Below are 20717 nucleotides of genomic sequence, written 5' to 3'. Positions count from 1 at the left end.
AAATTGGGTTGAGAAGATGAAGAGATCAAGATGTAGAATGTATTTTGCCGTTACGTTAACGGGTATCGCCTGTTCAATGCTGTCATCATATGTCAATGCGGCTATTTCACTGGATCGAACCCGGGCGATTATTAATGGTGATGATAAATCCATCAGCCTGAGTATTAGCAATGAAAATAAAAACCAACCTTACCTGGCTCAGGCATGGATTGAAGATCGGCAAGGGAAAAAGATTTCTTCTCCTTTAATTGTGTTACCTCCTGTTCAGCGTGTGGAACCTGGTGCGAAAAGTCAGGTAAAAATTCAAGCCTCTCCTGCATTGGCACAATTACCCCAGGATCGGGAATCGCTGTTCTATTTTAATCTGCGTGAAATACCGCCGCGCAGTAAAACACCGAATACATTGCAAATTGCGTTGCAAACCAGAATTAAGCTTTTTTACCGACCAAAAGCGATCGCCATGGATAAAACCCAGGCAGCGGATGGTGATTGGGTAGAGAGCACAACTCTGCAGCGTCAGGGGGACAAATTTATTTTGAATAACCCCAGTCCTTATTTTTTGACAGTGGTTATTGCTCAACCTAGTGTAAAAGGGAAAACGGTTAAATTTAAACCAACAATGATTGATCCACATGGACAGGCAACGCTGGAAGCATCGGCCAGTGAGTTGGGAAACCATCCGGTATTGACCTATATTAATGATTACGGTGGACGTCCGCAAATTCAGTATACCTGCAGTGGCAATACATGCCCGGCAAAATTATTGAAATAAATGCCACAGAAGGGAGTTATGGAGAAAATTCGACTCGTTGTAATTTTTATTGTCTTTTTAATAATGAACTCGGCGTATGCGGATCGATATACCACAATGATAACGGTTTCGGTTAAAGTTGTAGAACCGGCATGTGTGGTGAATGAAAACAAACCGATCAACGTGGATTTTAGCGATCATGTTGCTGTGACAGATGTCGCGGCAGGTTTGGCCGTAGAAGACATTGAGTACACGCTGCAGTGTTATGATGCAAATCCGTCGTCGGTGCCTGTTAATATGTATATTAATGGTTACGGGCAAGGATTTGATAAGGGTAGCGTGCAGACATCATTGGACTCTCTCGCTATAAGGATAAAAGCTGATGGTGTGGATTTTCCATTGAATACAGATTTGGTTATTAATTCGGGTGGGCCTTATCCTAAGTTGACGGCCACCTTAATTAAGGCACCGAATCGTGAGTTGCCGACGGGATCGTTCACTGCCGAAGCAACGATGGTAGTATATTATCCATAACACGATTCACCATGTTGGTAAGTAAAAGCAGGTACCAGTTTCTGATATTTAACTGAGGATCAGAATCCTTTATTTGTGTCACCAATAAATGTAGGCGATAAGTGAAAATAAATATTTGGCTGTTCGGTATAGCGCTTTGTGCAAGGGGCGGTGTGGTGAATGCTGATAATAATGTACACTTTACTGGTGCATTAATATCAGAACCTTGTGAAATTAATGGCAACCAGCAGATTAATGTTGATTTCGGTGATAATGTTATTACAACAGATGTCTCTGCTGGTCTGGTAACGAAAGATATTACTTACACCTTGGACTGCAGTAATGCTGGCTCCACGAGCAATTTAAGCATGGAAATATCAGGGACAATTGTTGATTTCGATCAGTATGGCGGAAGCCTCGAAACATCAATTCCAGAACTGGCGATTAAGCTAAAACATGATGGTGCAGATTTTCCGCTTAACAAGAGTCTGCCTTTTACTGCAGGTAGCCAGCCTGTTCTGTCAGCATTGTTGATTCAGGAACCTGGTTCTCACCTGCCTACAGGCCAATTTAGCGCATCAGCAACAATGACGGTAGACTACCCATGAAATCTTCTCTGTTACTCTTATTATTCTTTGTTCTCCAACCCTGGGGAATGGCTCAGGCCGATGGCCCTAATATGTTTTTCAGCGGGACCCTGGTGATGCCCCCTTGTACCATCAGTAAGGGCGCACCGGTAGAAGTTGATTTTGGTGAGGATCTAGGGGTCAATAAAATTGACGGCGTGAATTATACCAAGCCTGTTGATTATACGGTGGACTGTGACGAGGATTATGTGGCTAACCAGTTGGCGATCGTTATCGAGACGACGAGTCCAACCATTTTTGATCCGTCGGCAGTTGCAACTGACAAAAACGGGCTTGGCATCAAGGTGATGATCGGCACGCAGCCAGTTACTTTTGCCCAACCAATTGCTGTCGACGATCCCACATCCCCGCCGGTTATCAGTGTCGCTCCGGTTAAAGATCCCGCTATTACGCTGGAGGAGGGCGCCTTCGAAGCTTTCATGACTCTACGCACGGATTACATATAGGTAAGCCATGAAGCTCAATATTCTTCTGTTCAGTGTGCTTTTACTGTTGAAATACAATCCGCTCTATGCTGATGGCAATGTCCATCTTTCGGGGGCGCTGGTTTCGGAACCATGTACGCTGCCTGACGGTAGTGACAATATTCCGCTTAATTTCGGGACCGTGGTGGATAAAGATCTCTACGCGCACGAGCGTACTGATAGCAGTGCGTTTACGATTCATTTGGCAGATTGCGATCCGTCTGTATTGTCGACGGTCAGCGTAACGTTTCAGGGAACAGAAGAAACAGAGTTACCGGGTTTACTGGCGATAGATCCTGCCAGCACGGCAAAGGGTATTGCGATTGGTATTGAAGGCGATGATGGGACATTACTGCCTTTGAGTACGGCGAGCCCCTACGCTAACCTGATACCGGGAAATAACGATTTAAATTTTCAGGCGTTTGTCCAGGCCACGCCGACAGCGATGGCTAATAAAGCCCTTGTTGTCGGTGAATTTTCGGCGACAGCCACCTTTGTTCTGGGTTATCAATAAATATTATCGTCGAGGTTTAAATGCGCTATTTACTATCCAGCCTGTTGTTAATTATCTCTTCAGCGACGGCAAGCCAATACCCGGTGATAAGTTCTATCACTACTGATACACAGGACGCTGAGCATATAGTTTACCATATTACTCAGCATTTAATTAATTACCCGGACCCTGCAATTGATGCGATACCGCCTGCGGGCTATATGTATGCAACTTTGGCAATGAAACATCCAAAATATATCTATGATGGTAACCCTCAGACATTAGTGATGCCGGGTTATGTAAGAACATCGAGTAGCAAAAGTTACAGCGAATCAGCGCTGGAAGCATACAATAGTCAACAAGGTATCACTACGTTTATTTCACCGTCGGTATCCGAACCGTTAAAACCGGGCCAGGATTGTATAGGCTATTTCTTTACTCCGTCTTTAGACCCGAATATGGGCTCGTCTGCGATTAAAGCGCCTGCAGGGTGTGTGGGCGTACCGCCTGCACAAGAGTGGTGTAAGATAGTAACGCCAGAACTGGTATTCGATCACGGGGTAGCTACGTTGGAAGATGCTGAAGATAACAACATAGCTGATAAAACGGCAAATCTTCGAGTGAGTTGTACTGCCGATATGCAGGTGACTTTTAACCTGATGAATACGGATACTGGTGGCTATGAATCTGAGTCGATTAATTTAACTCCATCTGGCAGAGCATTTATTTCTGTTGATAATAAGGCGCTTAATAGCACTCGTAATATTCCTATTTCTCTAAAGGCTGGGAATAATGACCTGCCAGTAATTAGCCGAATATCTGATATTAACGCCACTGGCGTTTATTATGGAAGCAGTGTGTTGATAATGGAACCATATTAACTCTATTTGTTTCTGAAGTGTTAATAATTATCTTTTTATATCATGGCCTGATGATTATATAGATTCTGTTTGCGGGTGCGGATATCCTGTAGCATATAGGGCTATCGCATCTTTATTATTTATTAATATTGTTTTTTATTACTGTGAGCCAGTATGAACTCTCGCACGATTGTAAAATTTTCCCTACTGATGCTATTTATTCTTTTTGTCGGAATTTTATCATGGCCATGGAAAACGCTCTCTGGATACGGAATGGATATCACGCTCAATATTCTGGTCTGGATCTGGGTAGCTCTGTGGGGAGCTGCTCTTTCAATTCTGCTATGGCGTAAGAATATTAAGGGGAGTCTGCCTTTGGTACTTCTGCTCGCGGGCGCGATCCTGATGAGTGTACCACTGGCATGGACACCAATGAGTTCATGGGGAGAATCACTTACCCGTTTGGGGGGGATCTGGGCAATGGCCCTGCTAATGGGGCTACTTTTACAGTTTCCCCTGCGGGGACGCGAACGGCAGTGTATTTATATGATTATTATTGCAGCAGGGATTATTCAAACAGGGATTTCCTGTTGGCAAATTCTGGCACCGGAAAATGCTGCTGCCTGGACGGAGTATTCCTTTGCCGGCCAAAATGGCCGTCCTGCAGGCACGTTTCTGCAAATCAATCTGTTAGGTTCTTTTTTAGCAACCGCTTTCCTGTGTGCACTGTGGCTAATGTCTTCAGGACTGACGCCAGGTTTGCGCAAAGCATCCATGCTGTGTTCTGTGCTGTTGTGTGCCGGTGTCATTATTACGCAGTCCCGTTCAGCGCTGCTCAGTGCCATAGCAGGTGGTGTTTTGATGTGCATTTTTAATCGCAAGAAGCCTTTTATCCTTGCGGTTTTGGTGGTGATTTTGCTGGGGTCATTCGTGGGTGAGGCAACTCTCAATCAACGTGTCAAGCTGTTACCGCAAACACTAGATACCGCTATGGGGAATTTAACGGGGACAAACCACGACGAGCGTCCTCGTGATATCGACTTGAGAACAGACTGGAATCGCCAGCATTCTGATGCTGAACGTTTCACTTTACTCAAAGGCGGGATGGCGCTGATTTATTCGCATATTTTTAAGGGGAGCGGACTTTCTTCTTTTGAAACTGCATTCCCCAAGGCTTTGGCCAGTGAGGGAATAACCAATCCTTTTACTGTGACGGTTCGTTACCCACATAACGAATTAATTTATGTCTGGTGCGAAGGCGGAATACTGGCATTAACAGGGATCTTACTTTGGTTGTCTCTTGTGATTGCGCCGTTTCGGGCAATTAAAGCACGTAATGTCTGCTCGCGTGGGGCATTACTATTACCTCTGTTGCTACATATTATGACGGAGTATCCCTTGTATTTATCTGCTGTACATTGCGTGTTATTGGTTATATTGCTGTGGCTGGCACTTCCAGTGACGATCAAAAACAGTGAGAAACGCTGGCAACCTTCATTTCCATTACGCCTGGGAATACAGGCAGCAAGTTATGTTCTCTGTCTGTCAGGCACCCTATTTATGGTGACCGCACTGCAGTCTGCTAAACAACTGCGTCAGGCAGAGGATTTTTGGTTAAGCGATCCTTCATTATTGGCCGTTTCTGGTAATGATTATGCACAGGCAGACCATTTGTTGTTTGATCGGGCAGCTAGCGACCTGGCGCTTTTCAATATTAATTCTGATGTCTCGTTACTCATACAGTTTCAGTCTCAGGCCGGAGAGTGGCTGAAGTGGCATAACGATTCAAACATGATGGACTCAATGAGAAAAATTGCCTTGTATTTTCATAATTCACCACAAGCGCAATACTGGAATTATCGTGGTTGTTTGAGTTTTCCGCAAGATACTCGCTTTTCATGTACAACAGCTGTAATGCAAGGGAAACCACAATAATGAATGAGTCCAAAACGCTACAACCAGTATCAGCGGTGAAAATTACTCATCTGGATGAAATGGTTGGCGGCTGGTTTATTGGTGCATTTACGCCTGCTGCTTATTCGACGAATGATGTTGAAGTTGCTGTAAAACATTTTCCTGCTGGAGTGGTTGAAAAGGCGCATGTCCACCGGATTGCTACAGAAATAACATTGCTGCTACAGGGACGAGCACGGATGGCTGACAGGGAACTGAAGGCAGGCGATATTATCACTCTGGCACCTGGAACCGCCAGTGCATTCGAGGCTCTGGAAGCGTGTATTACCGTGGTAATAAAACATCCCGGTGCGCTTAATGACAAATATTTTGAGAGTTAATGTGATGCTGAATATTGTGATTCCAATGGCTGGTCGTGGTAGCCGGTTTGCGCAGGTGGGTTTTACCGATCCAAAACCCTTCATCTCCATTGCCGGTGTGCCGATGATTGAACTGGTTATTAATAATTTACGCCCGAGCTGCCCGCACCGGTTTATTTTCATTTGTCAGCAAGCACATCTGGAACGTTATGATTTTGCTGCGCGTCTGGAAAGTCTGGCTCCAGACTCTCTGGTTATCAGCGTCGCTGATATTACTGATGGCGCACTTTGCTCTGTTTTGAGTGCCGCAGCGTTAATTGATAACAGTTCCCCTCTGATGATTGCCAATTCCGATCAGTGGGTAAATATCAATATTGACGACTATTTAGCAGAAATCGAACGCCGCGACCTCGATGGCTTTATTATGACAATGTCGGCAACTGATTCTCGTTGGTCGTATGTTAATTATGATGAAGAAGGGTGGGTATCTCAGGTCGTCGAAAAAGAAGTTGTTTCCAGTGAGGCGACTGTTGGCATCTATAATTTTCGCTCTGGCCGTGATTTCTGCCGTCTGGCGCGATCGATGGTTGCACGCAACGAACGCAGCCAGGGGGAATTTTATGTCGCCCCTGTGTATACCCATATGTATCGTGAAGGGTTATTTCGTATCGGTACTTATAATATTGGCTGCAATGGGAAAGGGATGCATGGTCTGGGTACACCTGAAGATCTTGCGCAATTTATGAAGAGTAAGGCCCTGAAAAATGCCCTGGAGAAATGTGAGGCAACGGTATGAGACTTATTGCCTGCGTACACCGGAGAGGATTACGTTGGCCTGTATGCCGGGTATTGCAGGATCCTGAACGCTGTTTTTCCCGACTTCCTGAGAATACAACCGTCATTACATTTGCGCGGGTTAAGAGTGCTCCAGTACATAAACTGACAGCAGTAGAGCGCTTTTTAGACATCACTACCGCTAATGTTGTTTGTTCACACTGGGATTTTTCCCCATTGGCGGCTCAGTTACTATGGGATACTGCACATCTTATTCCTGTGGGTGGTTGTCTCTATTTACTTGAATCGGAAGGCGTAGGGGAATTACTCTCCAGGTCCTATTATAAAAATAGATTCGTTGAGATCACATCAGCAATCCCGGATATTCGTTGTTTCCAAAAAAAGAGTCTATTACCAGCCGAAAATGATCGTGGTCTGGATGCCTGGAGTTTCTGTATTCCGGTTGGTGGCACTGATGCAGACATGTTAAATGCTTGTGTGGAACGGATTCTCTCTTTGGGGGTGGAGCAACAAGAGATCATTCTTTGTGGTCAGGTACCTGAAGACTTTAGCTATTTTAGTGAAGTGAAAATTATTGGTAAAGCATTACCCGAATATCCAATACATATTACCAAAAAGAAAAATATGCTGGTAAAAGCGGCTACTTTACCTAATTTATGTATTCTTCACGATCGTGTTCTGTTGCCCGTTAACTTCAAAGACGCAATCAAGCGTTTTGGTGATAATTATCCCTTCGTCGGTTTTCAGTCATTCTGGTTTGCTGATCAGTGGCAGGCTACACCGCGTCGTTATTCCGACTTTGGTACGATATCGTCAGTACCTGAGGCTTTAATAAAAGCTGAGCGTTTACGTCGCACAGAAATTAAAGAATTTAACCCGATGAAAATGGCAGCGCAACATCCCGTTCGCTCTCATTTTGGTCATGATTATCTGACCGGCAGCCTCTATTTGTGTAAGCGAAGCGTTTGGCATTGCTTGCCACAGAATGAGAACCTGTTCTGGGGGGAGTTTGAAGACGTAGAGCAGGGAATTCAAGCGGCAGTAGCTGGTATACCTTCTCGTGTAAATCCTTATTCACTGACAGAATCGCAGCGCTATCGCAGCATAATGCATGGATATGGCGTGCTATCTGGAGTGGTGAAAAATGGTTGTATCAGACAAGAACGATCTCCAATGGAATGGTGGGGGTTTACACGCAAACCTGCACTGGATATTACTCATCAGGAAGGGATAAAGCGTCTCGCGGCTTTTGCTCAACGCTATACGGGAAGCGATATTCTGGTTCGTCAGATACAACATCGTCCCTTAACTGGAGTGCGTCGCTTTTGTCTGATAGCAAAATTATTGTGGCAAACGCAAGGTAATACCAAACATCTGGTAGAAGATTGGTTCAAGGAGGTTTTATGTGAATCTTATGATCCGGTCTCGAGAGAATCATTTCAGTTTGTACTGAATAGTGCAACAAGTGTCGCGGATAAAAAGCTTTTTTTCCTTAAGCATATTAGCCTGACGCGCCAGTTATTTAATAATTTTTTCTCTTCACCTTTCATTATGCCCGATAAAACTCAAGAAAAAACAGGGATCAATAAATTTATAGGAACATTCATTGCCGCAGTCTGGTTGAAGTTCTTTAGTCGACATACGGCTTTCCCTATATCGTTACTGCAACTCTGGCGTATCTTACGCAATCACAGAGGTGTTGTATGACACAAATTAATGTACTGAATGCACCGCTTACCACCGTACATTCATGGGCAGAAGGAAATAGCGAAGCGCTGTCATCATTATCTGGCATTAATGATACTTGTACTGTCTGGATTACACTGTGTGATGACCGGATAGTTGAAACCAGAGAAATGACGGAAGCCGGGCCTACATATCCGCTGGTTTTCATTATTTATCAGAATGGGATGCAGGAAGCACCAGAAAAGATTTGGCCAATGTGTCTCCATTATATCAATGCGGTCGCGCGCAATACACAGCAAGTGGATCTCATTCTCACAGGCGAAATGATCTCTCATCGGTATGCTGCGTGGGTAAACTGGTTGAATTTTGTTTCTGATACACCATTACCATTGCGTCGGCTGCTCCTCTTAAGCGTTTTGAAAATAATAGCCTATGGCAATGGGTTTTTTATTCAAAATAGAGCCGTACAATTTGTATCCCGCTTATTCAGGAAAATGTAATGAAACAACTAAGCCTCGTCATTCAGGGGCCTGTGCAAACTAAAGAACAAACTCTTGAGCAGTTTTTATGGCAGCTGCAACGAGTGCGGGATACATTTCCTTTAGCTGAAATTATTGTTTCATCCTGGGATATGGCTGATGCCGGGAACGAGTTTCTCGCCGACTTGTTATCACATATGGATATTACGTTGGTTCTCAGTGACGATCCTGGTCCCATTATCGGCTGGGAGTCAGCAGGTAAGCATTTGACAAATGTTAATCGCCAGCTAGTTTCTACTCGCGCGGGGTTGAATGCTGCAACCCGGGAACTGGTAATTAAGCTACGTACTGACTGTTATCTCACCGATCGATCTATTGTGAGGTTACTGGAACAGCATGTTGCTGCGGATGATGGCTTCATTCGTGATAATACGTTTAGTGTATTTTCTCAGCGCGTTATTACTGCCAGTTGGATCGCTCGTGATGCCAGAGGGAGCCTACCTTTTCTGTTTCATCCGGGTGATATTTTTCTTGCAGGACGCACGGAAGATATTAAAGTATTTTTTAATTCACCACTAGCCACTCAAGATCTCTTCATGCCCACTATATTTCCTGGGGGCCTGTGGTGCGCATGGCGTTATGTACCTGAGCAATGGCTGTGGGTTCATGCCATTAAAAAAGTTACGGGTAAGTCTGTTTTTGATGGCAATTCCCAGCGCTCGGAACAATTAATATCTCTTTCGGAACAATATTTTCTGGCAAATTTTATCGCTTATAATCCTGAACACCTTGGGTTGCGTTGGCCTAAGTTTCAGCGAAAATATAAATGGCGAGGTGCCTTCAGTGTATATTCTTATTCACGATGGTTACGTTTATATAAACGTTATAATGGAGTGAAGGCATTTACTCCTCGAGCGTTTGTCAGTTATCTTATAACACGGGTATGGCGTTGGGGATATATTATACGTGCAAGGTTGCTTTGCTGCGAAGCAATACGTCGCGTAGTCTTATCTGTCTTTATTCATCGGAGCGAATAGATGAGTATAGTTAATGGCTTTATTTCTGATGTAAACAGGAGAGCGACGATATATGAGGTCTGGCAGTCGAGGCACCTGATTGTACAACTAATAATACGTGATTTATCCGTTCGCTATAGCCAGACTCTGTTGGGATGGTTATGGGCTTTTTTAAATCCAGCCATGAATATGGCAATGTATTACGCTATTTTTGGGGTGATGGTACGGTTTTCACCACCAGAATATCAAGTATCTTATAGCTGGGTGCTGTTATGTGGGTTGATTTTATGGATGCTGTTTGCCTCCACGCTTAATGCCGTATCCGAATCTCTTATTAATAATATACAATTGGTTAAAAAAGTGTATTTCCCGCGGGTTGCACTGACATTTTCTTGCATAGGTGTTAACAGTATTGATTTTCTCATTACTATGTTCTGGTTAATTTGTATGCTCCCTTTTTTAGGGACTGACTGGTCTGTCTATCAATTGCCATTATTGTTTATTTGTAGTGGGGTGATGGTGCTAACCGGGTGGGGAGTAGGGTGTTTGATGGCGATACTGAGAACTCGTTTTCGCGATTTTCGCCATATTATCCCCCTGTTAACTCAGTGTTTGTTTTACGCAACACCTGTTGTCTGGACGCCTGGTTTACTGCCTGAACGTTTTTACTTTCTGACAGTATTAAACCCACTGAGCGGTATTATTTCTCTTTTTCGTTATGTCTTACTTGGCGGGGCTTGTCCTTCCTTTATCTTTTTGATTATCAGTTTTTCGGGGTGCGGATTAATCATTCTGGTGGGTTATTTTTGTTTTAATCACTATGAAGCATTAATTGTGGACAGAGAATGATCAGATTTGAAAATGTCAGTAAATGTTATCTCCGACATCAGCTACAAGGAAACTCGCTGCGTACGGCACTGGCGTTCCAGCGCAATAACGAGCATGAGTATTTTAATGCGTTAACCAGCGTCAGCTTTAATCTAGTGCAGGGTGAGTCTTTAGGTGTCCTGGGACGAAATGGTTCAGGTAAATCAACCTTGTTAAAACTCCTGACGCGAGTGACTCGCCCTTCGTCAGGACGCATTTTTGTTCGCGGACGTCTGGCCTCTCTTTTGGAGGTTGGTGCTGGATTTCATCATGACCTGAGTGGCCAGGAGAACATTTTCTTGGCAGGGGCAATTTTAGGTATGCGTAAATCGGAAACGCAAAAAAAAATCAAAGAGATTGTCGAATTCGCAGACATTAATGATGCACTTTACCAACCAGTGAGAACATATTCTTCAGGGATGTTTTTACGTCTAGCATTTTCGGTTGGTATCCATTTGGACTGCGATATTCTGGTTATTGATGAAGCGCTGGCCGTAGGGGATATGCAGTTCCAAAAACGTTGTCTTGAGAAGGTAAAAAGCTTCCAGCAGGAAGGGGGAACCTTAGTGTTAGTCAGTCATGATGCTGAGCAATTACGTGCAGTATGTCAGCGGGGTCTGGTCCTTGAGAAGGGATATCTGCTACATGATGGCTCCTTATCTGACGCTTTGAAATATTACTCAACGTTATAAAGAGATTAAGGATATTCACATGCAAATTTTGGCTCATCGAGGGGCCTGGCTCACATCCACAGAAAAAAACTCCCGCGGAGCGTTAGTGTATGCGCTTAAGTCAGGATGGGGAATTGAGACAGATATTCGTGACTTAGACGGAGAGCTGGTGATTAGCCATGATATGCCCCGACGAGGGGTATTGCCTCTGGAAACGTTATTTAAAGATTATGTGAATAATAGCTGTTCAGGCACACTGGCTTTAAATATGAAGTCTGATGGCCTGGCGAATGAATTGAAAGTTTTGCTGGCCCGGTATCAGATTACACGTTATTTCTGTTTTGATATGTCTGTGCCGGACTCTATGGACTATTTTTCAGCAAATATGATCACCGCTGCGCGTCTTAGTGAATATGAACCTGAAGGAGAACTGAGCCAGCGTGCGTCGGTTTTATGGGTGGATGGTTTTAGCTCTAATAAAGTCGAAATTGTTCTTATTAAAAGATGGCTGGCGTCAGGAAAGAGCGTGAGTTTTGTTTCACCAGAACTACATCAACGTGATCATGAATATTTTTGGCAAAGTCTGAGATCATTGCCTGAAGAATTGCTCAGTCACTCTAACATGATGTTGTGTACCGATTTCCCTGAGCAAGCAGAGGCATTATTAAAATGACACAGATTCGCGCCGTAGTGTTTGACATGGATGGGGTGCTAATTGATGCCAGGGATTGGCATTACCAGGCATTGAACCAGATTTTAGCGATGTTTGGGGTGGCGATTAACCATCAGGATCATCTGCTTGAATTTGATGGTTTACCGACTAAAGATAAACTGACTTTGCTGACAAAACGTTATGGGTTACCTGAGTCATTGCATCCTTTTATTAATGAGATGAAACAGCGTTATACCATGCAATTGATTCATCAACATTGCTGGCCAGTGTTTGAACACCAGCTCACGTTAGCCTGGCTTAGGCGTCAGGGTTATCAGGTGGCTGTTGCGTCTAATTCTATTCGCGACAGTATTGAAACAATGATGAGGAGAGCCCAGCTTTTACCCTATCTGAATTTTTTTCTGTCAAATGAAGATGTTACCTGCGGAAAGCCTGATCCGGAAATTTACAACAAAGCCTTTCAGATTTTAGGGATTACACCCGCGGAGTGTGTCATTGTCGAGGATAATCCACACGGTATTATGGCTGCGAAAGCTTCGGGGGCGCACGTTTTAAGCGTTAAAGAACCAAAAGATGTTACTCGAGATCTGGTACGTAACTTTATTAATCAATGTGAGTCTATAAGATAATGAAGCCTATTTTATTATGTATTAACACCGTCGCTATGAATAGTGAAGATATATTTTCTTCGATTATTAACTGCGTGTTTCAAACTGGAGTACACCATAGGAATATAGATAACATATGTTATCTACCATCAAATAATATGACACCGCTATGTCAGGCGCTGTATGCTGCAGCCGATATTCCAGACCATGTGCCTGTACTGATAACAACAAGTGAACGCCTTCCGGGTTTCTTTCCTGCAGAGATATCATTGTCTGGATTAGTTGCAGGGGATGACGGGTGGCTTTTTTTTCATCGAGCCGATTTTTTTCGTCATTGCGCTATGAATGCTATTCGGGCTTATGACCCAACCAGCAATATAATAACTCTGACGGATTGCTGGAATCAGGCTTTGCTCTCTACAGAATATCACTTATAGCCACTGTTATATCGACTCTTTATCTAAATGACTAATGTACTAGCGTTATTATTTCCATTATCTGGAGGTGGTTATGCCACATTTCACTGATGAATTTCATTTGCTGTATGCATCTCAAGTCAGTTCTCTTATCGGTGAGTTATCTTTGTTTGGGGTAACAAAAAAGATTAAACGAGAAGAGATTATCAGGTTTTCTCAGCCGGGACGTTCCGTTGTATTATTAATATCTGGATTTTTTTCAATCTATCATATGCAGGACAATCTGTTTATAGCTTATCAGTCCCCGCAGTCCATTTTCGGTTTGTTGGGGTTAGTTACGGATGTTGACAGTATCTATCTGAAGGCTGAGACGGATGCAGAAATAGTTTTAGTTGATGTTGATGTTGTGCGTGAAAAAGTGGAGGAGAAAAAGTTGTGGAAAGCAGTAGCCATTAATCTTGTCCACATGCTCGCTTTAGCGATTCATCGTGATAGCAAGACGCTCAATAAGACCACCTATCAGCGAGTTTGCTTATCAATTTTAGAGTATGAAAAATTACCTTCAGAAATAAAAAAAAGAGTCGTGCTCAGCAAATATATTATTACGCGAACAACATTATCTCGTTCGTTGGTGATGAGTATTTTAGCAAGACTAGCTAAAGAGGGACGCGTTATGATAAAACGTGGACGATTGCTTTATGTTGACTCTTGTTTAGCGAAATTAAGGGAGTGCAGACACTAATTTATTTGTCAGGTATGTAACGCAGTATCACCCTTCATTTTTCTCGTATGCACGAGGGGGGACGATGATGCAGACATCAAAGAACTCTCTTAAGAAAGGCTCTTCCAAAATTTTTCTCAGGTACACCCCAACAGTTGAGGGATGCTCTTACATCAACTGGAAATAATGAGCGTTTGATATGGCTATAGGCAACAAAAAGCAGCGAGTTTTGCAACTCGCTGCTTTAGGGGGGCTATGAACGAGTTTTGATGACTTGTTCATAAAATTTGATTGGTCGGCACGAGAGGATTTGAACCTCCGACCCCCGACACCCCATGACGGTGCGCTACCAGGCTGCGCTACGTGCCGACGCTATGGCTGCTAATACTACTGCTTTCCACCACGAATGCAAGGGGAGACCTTGCTAACTGATTTATAATTAATCAGTTAGCAATAAATCGTTTCTCATCCGTCAATACCTGCAGCAGCAGGCTTAGCTGCGGTTTCTGATCTTTGATTTTCTCGCCGTGCAAATTATACGTCTGGTAATTACCGTTGCTGTTGAGCACCAGCGTCATCTCCGGTGTGGTAATCGCCAGCGTATTGCCGTCGGCTGCTGTTACCCAATAATGGCGGCGCGTGGCATTGAACAGATCCTGCCCCTGAGAATATTCGTTCGCAGGCGTACTGACGTGCAGCAGGCGTTGCATGAGCGTGGTCATCAGGTCGGTATGATCGGTCAGGCTATTAATACGCTGTGCGGGTGTACCAGGCCAGTGAATCACCAGCGGAACCTGTAGATGACCACGAGACCAGTCGAAGTTGTTCTCTTCCTGAGACAGCGGTACACCGCGACCCGCGGTAATGATGACAACCGTATTGTCCAGCTTACCTGATTCACGCAGGGCGCTAAGGATTCGGTTAATGTTCGCGTCTACGTCCTGAGCCGCGTTGGCGTACCGTTTAACAAAATTCTTCTGGTTGCTGTCGTCAATGTTGGTACCGTTAAAGGAGACCCATGAGAACCAGCGGTTATCTTCCTGCGCGTAGCGGCCCAGCCAGTTGATCCATTGGTTTGCCGTTTGTTCGTCAGATTGTGTTTGCACGCTCGGCATGGAGAAATCCGACAGTAGCGCCTGACGATAAAGCGGGCTGGTGAAGCCATCAGAAGAGAATAACCCCAACTGATAACCTTGTTGATTCAGCGCGGAGATCAGCGCAGCAGGCGTTCTGGTCGCCAAAATGCCATCCATATAGCTTGGCGAAACGCCATAAAACAGGCCAAAGATACCGTTATCCGAGGTGTTTCCTGAACTCATGTGGCGCGTGAAAGAGATATTCTGTCCGGCGAATTCAGCCAGTGCTGGCATCTGCTTTTCAAAGCGTGAGTAGTTCAGGCCGTCGACAGTGATCAGCAGGACATTCTGGCCGGTTCCCATATCACGATAACGTAGTTCGCTAAGTGGATACTGCACAGAAACAGCTTCCGGGTTTCCTTGCTCGATCAGACGGCGCTGATACTCTTGCGCGTCCAGCAGACCATGTTTTTCCAGAAACTTACGCGCTGTCATCGGATAGGAAAGTGGCAGGTTAGCGCGCTGCATGGTAATTGGGCGATAGAAGTTAGCATCTGCCCAGATATACACCACATGGGAGGCGATAAATGAAACGAAAAAGAATGCTGCTAACGGCTTAGCGAAATGACGGCGACGCGTCAGACTGCGCAGCTTCTGCCAGCTCCAGGTCGCAAACAGCATTTCTATTAGCAGAATTATCGGCACGCTGATAAACATCAGCTGCCAGTCGCGTGCAGCTTCGTTCTGGTCAGGGTTAATGACCAGTTCCCAGACAATGGGATTGAGGTGCAGGTGGAAACGAGTGAAAACTTCGCTGTCAATTAACAGCAACGTCATACCTACCGTTGCCAGGATGGCTGATAAGAATCGCATCAGCCTCTGGGACATGACGATAAACGTCAGGGGAAACAGTATCAGCAGGTAGGTGGCAAACACCAGGAAGCTAAAATGCCCGACAATGCTCAGGTAAGAATAGACACGACCTGCAAGCGTAGTCGGCCAGTCGGCGACAAACAGGTACCGACTACCGAGCACCATGGCCAACAGAATGTTGAACAGGGCAAACCAGTGTCCCCAGCTAACCATCTGGGAGACTTTCTCACGGTAGCGCTGACGATGAGTTAGCATAAACTGTTGTTCGTTTCCCCGGAGCAGGCTCTCAATGCGCTTGGTCGTCGTTTACCGAAGACTGTAATGCGCGGGCAAAAGAGTTTGCAATCGCCTGGCGCTGGGCCGGAGCGATGCTTGTATTGATAAGGTTAGTGACCATGTTTCCCAGCACCATCAGGGAAAGATCGGTCGGCGCCTTATGTTTTTCCAGTACGTTGAGCATCTCATTCAACAATTGTTCAACGTGTTCATCACTATAGCGGGAAATTTGTGGCATAAATCGAAATCAGTCTGTTCATGAAAGGGCAACATATTACCGTAGCGACAGTTTTTTTTCTGCTTTTTTATCTTCTATTGCGTCACTGCCCGGCAGGTGGTTGAATACCGCCCGGTCTTAAAGGAGAGTTTATCATGAGTCTGGATATCAACCAGATTGCCCTGCACCAGCTTATCAAGCGTGATGAGCAGAACCTTGAGCTGGTCTTGCGCGATTCATTACTGGAACCGACAGCGACCGTTGTCGAGATGATGGCTGAACTGCATCGGGTGTACAGCGCTAAGAACAAAGCGTATGGCCTCTTTAGCGAAGAGAGCGAACTGGCGCAAACCTTGCGTTTGCAGCGCCAGGGAGAAGAGGATTTTCTGGCGTTTAGTCGTGCTGCGACGGGGCGTTTGCGTGACGAACTGGCGAAATATCCGTTTGCCGACGGTGGGATCGTACTGTTCTGCCATTATCGCTATCTGGCGGTAGAGTACCTGCTGGTCGCAGTGCTGAACAATTTGAGCAGCATGCGCGTCAATGAAAACCTGGATATCAACCCGACGCACTATCTGGATATCAATCATGCAGACATCGTGGCACGCATTGATTTAACCGAGTGGGAGACTAATCCCGAGTCCACACGCTACCTGACTTTCCTGAAAGGTCGGGTAGGGCGTAAAGTTGCTGATTTCTTTATGGATTTTCTTGGTGCCAGCGAAGGGCTGAACGCCAAAGCGCAAAACCGAGGCTTACTGCAAGCTGTGGATGACTTTACCGCCGAAGCTCAACTGGACAAAGCCGAGCGCCAGAATGTGCGTCAGCAGGTTTACAGCTACTGTAACGAGCAGCTCCAGGCGGGTGAAGAGATTGAGCTGGAGTCACTATCGAAAGAGCTTTCCGGCGTCAGTGAAGTCAGTTTCAGTGAGTTTACTGCTGATAAAGGGTATGAGCTGGAAGAGAGCTTCCCGGCGGATCGCAGTACACTGCGCCAGTTAACCAAGTTTGCCGGGAGCGGCGGTGGGTTGACGATTAACTTTGATGCCATGCTGTTGGGTGAGCGTATCTTCTGGGATCCGGCAACGGATACCTTAACCATCAAAGGTACTCCACCGAATCTGCGCGATCAGCTACAGCGTCGGACTTCGGGCGGGAGTTAATCGCCCTGATACGGAATCTCCCTGGCTATGGAGCCATGAACATGGCTGGGGAGAGGTGCTGGCTCAGACCTGAAACGTAATGATGAGGAATACGATTAATCAAGAGAATCAAAACAGGTTTATTCATATATGGTTTTTGTATATTTGATATCCACATTAATAAATGTATTTAATTGTATTATTATTCAGTATAAATAGTTTCTGCATTTTCATAATTTAATCGATATTGTTTTGCTTCTTATTTGTGATTTGTGACACGAGAAAGCCATTGTTATTAATTTATACTCCTGATGCCCGGAACAGGTGTGTATGTTGTATTGCTATTCATATTGTAACTGTATAAGTTTTGTAGATTATATTATTTTGCATGATTTGAGGTATTCATGTATTGATATTGAAAATTTATTGAGAGAGTAATGGTATGGAGAAAGGGAACTCTGATGATAAAACGTATGGTGTTACAGGTAATATAGCATTCTTGCAGGCATCCTTAGCCAGGAAACGACTCATTGGATGTGTGCTGGTTCTTTTTATTTTGGCTGGGGGAGGACTGTTTGCAGCGTTTAATACTGTTATTCATATTACGAGTACAGATGCTTTTTGCCTGAGTTGTCATGAAATGAAAGGCAATATACTTACCGACAATTATAACAATTCCATTCATAAAACTAATCGTACCGGTATCAAGGTGGCTTGCACAGATTGCCATATTCCAGAAGAATTTTTTCCCCGAATGGTGAGAAAAGCAGATGCACTTAAAGAAGTCTGGGGGCATGTAAGCGGAGTAATCGATACACCAGAAAAATTTGCAGCGCATCGTGATGAAATGGCAAAAAAGGAATGGGCGAGAATGAAAGCCAATGACTCTCAGGAATGCAGGAACTGCCATGATGTTTCTAAATTGACCAAGAGATTTATGGCTCCTTTTCATGAGGCTTCACATAAAGAAGGTCAAACGTGTATCGATTGTCATAAAGGAATTGCTCACAAGTTAGCAAATTAAAGTACACGTCAAGAGGATTAATTAGGCATTTCTGATTGTTACTTCTATCTAACTTTTACATAAATACAATAAATGTTTTAACGTGATTTAAAACTTCATGGAAAAGGACCGTGTTATGAGGAAAATACAAAGAGGTCTCTTATTAGCTGGGATATTAATGTCGTTCTCGGTGAGTGTTAATGCAGACAGGAATATGAATAAGATCCCACATATAAACTTGTCAAATCCATCTATTGAACCAGTGAGTGAGAAGATTATACAAACCGATATTGTTGTTATCGGGGGCGGACTATCAGGAATGTCTGCCGGACTAACTGCAGTTCAGGGAGGAGCTAAAGTCGTAATATTTGAGAAGCTCCCGAGCTTAGGCGGCGCGGGTGTCTACCCGGAAGGCAGTCTAGGTATTGGTACCCTGATGCAAAAGAAAGAGGGTAAGGGCGCAACGCTGAATCAGGCTTTTGGTAAAGCTATTGATTTTCACCACTGGCGAGCAAACGCCAGCGCTTTGCATGCGTTAATGGCAAATTCTGGAGAGACAATTGATTGGGTCGCCAGCAATGGTGTGGAGTATACAAAGTTAAAGACCACCATTTACCCTGAGAGTGACTCGTTGTGGACATGGCACATGTATAAACATAACGGAGCCTCGGTCACAAAGAGCTTTTATAAAAGAATTTTGGACGGCGGAGGACAAATTTTTCTGGAAACGCCGGTCAGAAAAATTTTACGCGACCAAAAGAGTGGCGAGGTGGTCGGCGTAGAAGCAGTTAACAGTGTCACGGGTGAAAAAATTATTGCCTATGGCAAAGGGGTCATTGTGGCAACGGGGGGTTTTGCTAACAACCGTGACATGATTGAAAAATACATAACAGATGTAAACCAGAAAAATATGGTTCCTGTAAAACTTCGTGGTCCTTTGATTGATGGGCGTGAAGGCGACGGGATAAAAATGAGTATGGAGATCGGCGCGGATATAGCAGGGATGCAAACTATTGCCGGTAATAGTCCTTACGTCGATCAGGATCCTCCTATCAGGCAATTTAATGGCGCTGATTATCAAAAACAGGCCAGAACATCATTAAGCCAGCCGTTTCTGTGGATCAACAGGCAAGGCGAACGTTTCTTTGATGAATCTCTGGGGTCCAGTTTTACCCTCGTTTATAACGCAATCACTATGAACGGAGGAGTAATGTATTCCGTTTGGGATGATGCGATGCGTCAAAAAATGATTAACGAGGGACCCGTCACTGCTTTTAATGCGATTGTTGTACCCGGTCAACCGATGAAAGCGTTGGATCAGGCTATTGAAATTGGTATGAAAGAAGGCTGGTTATTTAAAGGGGAAACTCTGGACGATCTGGCTAAACAGATTAATGTACCGGCTGATGCCTTAAAAGCAACAGTGGCCAAGGTTAACAAATACACTGATGACGGGTTTGATCCTGATTGGGGCCGTAAGAAAGAACATCTCTTTAAATTTCAGGATACCGGACCTTATTACGCGGTTAAAGGTATTCGAGCCTACTTCCTGACGTTAGGTGGGCTGAAAATGAATAGCGATCTACAGGTTTATGATGCCAGCGAAAAAATCATCCCTGGTTTATATGTTGTCGGGCAAGATATGGGCGGCTTATATGACAGTTCTTATGATTTGGTATTGGAAGGCTCAGCTTCTGGTTTTGCGTTAACGTCTGGTCGTATGGCGGCTAAGCATATCATTAGCACAAGAATGCAGAATGCAGGTGGTGATAAATGAATACGTTACTGAATAAAATTGTCATAGCCTTTGTTACCTGTGTGCTTTGCAGTGTTATCGGTGTTTTTTCAGCAAGTGCTCAGGATATTGTTGGCATGAAAATGCATAAGACGATTGGTCTCGAATGTAATAACTGCCATGTCGATGATGCCAATGCGAACAAAAATATGACACCAACTTGTGTAAGTTGTCATGCACCTGGTGAGCGTTATTATCATGGTAAAAAAGATGCTTCTGGCGATACGGTCTTAAAAGAGTATCCTGAATCAGGTAAAACCCGCACGGCCTCATTTCACGACTCTCATGGAGGCGAAATCCGTTGTACAGTATGCCATACGTCACATGAAAAAGAACCTGCGAAACTGTATTGTAATAATTGCCATCAATTTGATGTGAAAATTAAATAACATTCTCTTATTT

At 44.4% G+C, this 20717-nt stretch carries 23 protein-coding genes and 1 tRNA gene; 21 read left to right on the top strand and 3 right to left on the bottom strand.

The genetic code is table 11. The annotated features are described in order from the left end of the window. The first annotated feature begins 37 nt into the window (after nt 1–37). The 17 genes from OGX98_RS16510 (at nt 38) to OGX98_RS16430 (ending at nt 13954) form a co-directional block, all read left to right on the top strand. Entirely contained in the window at nt 38–772 is a 735-nt protein-coding gene (locus OGX98_RS16510) for a fimbria/pilus periplasmic chaperone (protein ID WP_136345343.1), read from the top strand. An 18-nt stretch (nt 773–790) separates the two neighbouring features. Continuing rightward, the gene (locus OGX98_RS16505; protein WP_048221015.1) at nt 791–1285 is read left to right on the top strand and encodes a fimbrial protein; all 495 of its coding nucleotides are present in this window, start codon (nt 791–793) and stop codon (nt 1283–1285) included. A gap of 155 nt (nt 1286–1440) precedes the next feature. Further along, a complete protein-coding gene (locus OGX98_RS16500; RefSeq protein WP_231593074.1) occupies nt 1441–1872 on the top strand; it encodes a fimbrial protein in 432 nt (143 codons plus the stop codon). Continuing rightward, the gene (locus OGX98_RS16495; RefSeq protein ID WP_286595595.1) at nt 1869–2357 is read left to right on the top strand and encodes a fimbrial protein; all 489 of its coding nucleotides are present in this window, start codon (nt 1869–1871) and stop codon (nt 2355–2357) included. Before OGX98_RS16500 ends, OGX98_RS16495 begins: the two co-directional genes overlap by 4 nt. Before the next feature lie 7 nt (nt 2358–2364). Continuing rightward, nucleotides 2365–2889 carry a fimbrial protein gene (locus OGX98_RS16490; protein WP_200010145.1) on the top strand — a complete coding sequence of 175 codons (525 nt, stop codon included), beginning with the start codon at nt 2365–2367 and terminating at the stop codon, nt 2887–2889. A gap of 20 nt (nt 2890–2909) precedes the next feature. Beyond that, complete coding sequence (locus tag OGX98_RS16485) at nt 2910–3749, top strand: MrpH family fimbial adhesin (RefSeq protein ID WP_048221018.1); 840 nt, start codon at nt 2910–2912, stop codon at nt 3747–3749. Nucleotides 3750–4001: 252 nt separating this feature from the next. Beyond that, nucleotides 4002–5663, top strand: a complete 1662-nt coding sequence (locus tag OGX98_RS16480; RefSeq protein WP_286595593.1) for an O-antigen ligase family protein — start codon at nt 4002–4004, stop codon at nt 5661–5663. After that, on the top strand, nt 5663–6022 hold the full coding sequence (locus OGX98_RS16475; RefSeq protein ID WP_286595592.1) for a cupin domain-containing protein: 360 nt from the start codon (nt 5663–5665) through the stop codon (nt 6020–6022). The genes OGX98_RS16480 and OGX98_RS16475 overlap by 1 nt, the downstream gene beginning before the upstream one ends. Beyond that, entirely contained in the window at nt 6000–6797 is a 798-nt protein-coding gene (locus OGX98_RS16470; protein ID WP_223307005.1) for a glycosyltransferase family 2 protein, read from the top strand. The genes OGX98_RS16475 and OGX98_RS16470 overlap by 23 nt, the downstream gene beginning before the upstream one ends. Continuing rightward, nucleotides 6794–8503, top strand: a complete 1710-nt coding sequence (locus OGX98_RS16465; protein WP_286595591.1) for a hypothetical protein — start codon at nt 6794–6796, stop codon at nt 8501–8503. Before OGX98_RS16470 ends, OGX98_RS16465 begins: the two co-directional genes overlap by 4 nt. After that, the gene (locus OGX98_RS16460; protein ID WP_045445312.1) at nt 8500–8982 is read left to right on the top strand and encodes a hypothetical protein; all 483 of its coding nucleotides are present in this window, start codon (nt 8500–8502) and stop codon (nt 8980–8982) included. Before OGX98_RS16465 ends, OGX98_RS16460 begins: the two co-directional genes overlap by 4 nt. Next, a complete protein-coding gene (locus OGX98_RS16455) occupies nt 8982–9998 on the top strand; it encodes a WavE lipopolysaccharide synthesis family protein (RefSeq protein ID WP_286595590.1) in 1017 nt (338 codons plus the stop codon). Before OGX98_RS16460 ends, OGX98_RS16455 begins: the two co-directional genes overlap by 1 nt. Beyond that, nucleotides 9999–10826, top strand: a complete 828-nt coding sequence (locus OGX98_RS16450; protein WP_286595588.1) for an ABC transporter permease — start codon at nt 9999–10001, stop codon at nt 10824–10826. Continuing rightward, on the top strand, nt 10823–11536 hold the full coding sequence (locus tag OGX98_RS16445) for an ABC transporter ATP-binding protein (RefSeq protein WP_200010136.1): 714 nt from the start codon (nt 10823–10825) through the stop codon (nt 11534–11536). Before OGX98_RS16450 ends, OGX98_RS16445 begins: the two co-directional genes overlap by 4 nt. A 19-nt stretch (nt 11537–11555) precedes the next feature. Further along, complete coding sequence (locus tag OGX98_RS16440) at nt 11556–12188, top strand: PI-PLC domain-containing protein (RefSeq protein ID WP_286595587.1); 633 nt, start codon at nt 11556–11558, stop codon at nt 12186–12188. Beyond that, nucleotides 12185–12817: an HAD family hydrolase gene (locus tag OGX98_RS16435; protein ID WP_225761184.1), complete on the top strand. Its 633-nt coding sequence runs from the start codon at nt 12185–12187 to the stop codon at nt 12815–12817. The genes OGX98_RS16440 and OGX98_RS16435 overlap by 4 nt, the downstream gene beginning before the upstream one ends. 489 nt (nt 12818–13306) lie before the next feature. Further along, nucleotides 13307–13954: a helix-turn-helix domain-containing protein gene (locus OGX98_RS16430; RefSeq protein WP_200010131.1), complete on the top strand. Its 648-nt coding sequence runs from the start codon at nt 13307–13309 to the stop codon at nt 13952–13954. Between the two features lie 271 nt (nt 13955–14225). Here OGX98_RS16430 and OGX98_RS16425 read toward each other — a convergent pair. The 3 genes from OGX98_RS16425 to OGX98_RS16415 form a co-directional block, all read right to left on the bottom strand. Continuing rightward, nucleotides 14226–14302, bottom strand: a tRNA-Pro gene (locus OGX98_RS16425). 74 nt (nt 14303–14376) lie between these two features. After that, nucleotides 14377–16137 (bottom strand): LPS biosynthesis-modulating metalloenzyme YejM, encoded by a 1761-nt coding sequence (gene yejM, locus OGX98_RS16420; protein WP_045445137.1) that lies wholly within the window; start codon nt 16135–16137, stop codon nt 14377–14379. 31 nt (nt 16138–16168) lie between these two features. Beyond that, nucleotides 16169–16396 (bottom strand): YejL family protein, encoded by a 228-nt coding sequence (locus OGX98_RS16415; protein WP_003027506.1) that lies wholly within the window; start codon nt 16394–16396, stop codon nt 16169–16171. Nucleotides 16397–16530: 134 nt separating this feature from the next. Between OGX98_RS16415 and yejK the strand changes: the two genes are divergently transcribed. The 4 genes from yejK to OGX98_RS16395 all read left to right on the top strand — a co-directional run bounded on the left by yejK (nt 16531) and on the right by OGX98_RS16395 (nt 20704). Continuing rightward, a complete protein-coding gene (gene yejK / locus OGX98_RS16410) occupies nt 16531–17538 on the top strand; it encodes a nucleoid-associated protein YejK (RefSeq protein WP_286595585.1) in 1008 nt (335 codons plus the stop codon). A gap of 421 nt (nt 17539–17959) precedes the next feature. Continuing rightward, nucleotides 17960–18541, top strand: a complete 582-nt coding sequence (locus tag OGX98_RS16405) for a NapC/NirT family cytochrome c (RefSeq protein ID WP_286595583.1) — start codon at nt 17960–17962, stop codon at nt 18539–18541. Nucleotides 18542–18656: 115 nt separating this feature from the next. After that, nucleotides 18657–20297: an FAD-dependent oxidoreductase gene (locus OGX98_RS16400; RefSeq protein WP_286595581.1), complete on the top strand. Its 1641-nt coding sequence runs from the start codon at nt 18657–18659 to the stop codon at nt 20295–20297. Further along, complete coding sequence (locus OGX98_RS16395) at nt 20294–20704, top strand: cytochrome c3 family protein (protein WP_286595580.1); 411 nt, start codon at nt 20294–20296, stop codon at nt 20702–20704. Before OGX98_RS16400 ends, OGX98_RS16395 begins: the two co-directional genes overlap by 4 nt. Nucleotides 20705–20717 lie beyond the last annotated feature (13 nt).

Source organism: Citrobacter sp. Cm046, assembly GCF_030333065.1.
Classification (GTDB): domain Bacteria; phylum Pseudomonadota; class Gammaproteobacteria; order Enterobacterales; family Enterobacteriaceae; genus Citrobacter; species Citrobacter murliniae.
The sequence above is the reverse complement of the archived record's forward strand: the minus strand, read 5'-3'. Positions and strand labels throughout refer to the sequence as shown.

What these genes read in the sequence shown, in the direction of transcription:
- OGX98_RS16490 (WP_200010145.1), top strand. Translation starts at nt 2,365, where the DNA reads ATGAAGCTCAATATTCTTCTGTTCAGTGTGCTTTTACTGTTGAAATAC.
- OGX98_RS16465 (WP_286595591.1), top strand. Translation starts at nt 6,794, where the DNA reads ATGAGACTTATTGCCTGCGTACACCGGAGAGGATTACGTTGGCCTGTA.
- OGX98_RS16450 (WP_286595588.1), top strand. Translation starts at nt 9,999, where the DNA reads ATGAGTATAGTTAATGGCTTTATTTCTGATGTAAACAGGAGAGCGACG.
- OGX98_RS16395 (WP_286595580.1), top strand. Translation starts at nt 20,294, where the DNA reads ATGAATACGTTACTGAATAAAATTGTCATAGCCTTTGTTACCTGTGTG.
- OGX98_RS16485 (WP_048221018.1), top strand. Translation starts at nt 2,910, where the DNA reads ATGCGCTATTTACTATCCAGCCTGTTGTTAATTATCTCTTCAGCGACG.
- OGX98_RS16400 (WP_286595581.1), top strand. Translation starts at nt 18,657, where the DNA reads ATGAGGAAAATACAAAGAGGTCTCTTATTAGCTGGGATATTAATGTCG.
- OGX98_RS16475 (WP_286595592.1), top strand. Translation starts at nt 5,663, where the DNA reads ATGAATGAGTCCAAAACGCTACAACCAGTATCAGCGGTGAAAATTACT.
- yejM (WP_045445137.1), bottom strand. Translation starts at nt 16,137, where the DNA reads ATGCTAACTCATCGTCAGCGCTACCGTGAGAAAGTCTCCCAGATGGTT.
- OGX98_RS16470 (WP_223307005.1), top strand. Translation starts at nt 6,000, where the DNA reads ATGACAAATATTTTGAGAGTTAATGTGATGCTGAATATTGTGATTCCA.
- OGX98_RS16460 (WP_045445312.1), top strand. Translation starts at nt 8,500, where the DNA reads ATGACACAAATTAATGTACTGAATGCACCGCTTACCACCGTACATTCA.
- OGX98_RS16455 (WP_286595590.1), top strand. Translation starts at nt 8,982, where the DNA reads ATGAAACAACTAAGCCTCGTCATTCAGGGGCCTGTGCAAACTAAAGAA.
- OGX98_RS16405 (WP_286595583.1), top strand. Translation starts at nt 17,960, where the DNA reads ATGGAGAAAGGGAACTCTGATGATAAAACGTATGGTGTTACAGGTAAT.
- OGX98_RS16505 (WP_048221015.1), top strand. Translation starts at nt 791, where the DNA reads ATGGAGAAAATTCGACTCGTTGTAATTTTTATTGTCTTTTTAATAATG.
- OGX98_RS16440 (WP_286595587.1), top strand. Translation starts at nt 11,556, where the DNA reads ATGCAAATTTTGGCTCATCGAGGGGCCTGGCTCACATCCACAGAAAAA.
- OGX98_RS16430 (WP_200010131.1), top strand. Translation starts at nt 13,307, where the DNA reads ATGCCACATTTCACTGATGAATTTCATTTGCTGTATGCATCTCAAGTC.
- OGX98_RS16435 (WP_225761184.1), top strand. Translation starts at nt 12,185, where the DNA reads ATGACACAGATTCGCGCCGTAGTGTTTGACATGGATGGGGTGCTAATT.
- OGX98_RS16415 (WP_003027506.1), bottom strand. Translation starts at nt 16,396, where the DNA reads ATGCCACAAATTTCCCGCTATAGTGATGAACACGTTGAACAATTGTTG.
- yejK (WP_286595585.1), top strand. Translation starts at nt 16,531, where the DNA reads ATGAGTCTGGATATCAACCAGATTGCCCTGCACCAGCTTATCAAGCGT.
- OGX98_RS16510 (WP_136345343.1), top strand. Translation starts at nt 38, where the DNA reads ATGTATTTTGCCGTTACGTTAACGGGTATCGCCTGTTCAATGCTGTCA.
- OGX98_RS16480 (WP_286595593.1), top strand. Translation starts at nt 4,002, where the DNA reads ATGGATATCACGCTCAATATTCTGGTCTGGATCTGGGTAGCTCTGTGG.
- OGX98_RS16445 (WP_200010136.1), top strand. Translation starts at nt 10,823, where the DNA reads ATGATCAGATTTGAAAATGTCAGTAAATGTTATCTCCGACATCAGCTA.
- OGX98_RS16495 (WP_286595595.1), top strand. Translation starts at nt 1,869, where the DNA reads ATGAAATCTTCTCTGTTACTCTTATTATTCTTTGTTCTCCAACCCTGG.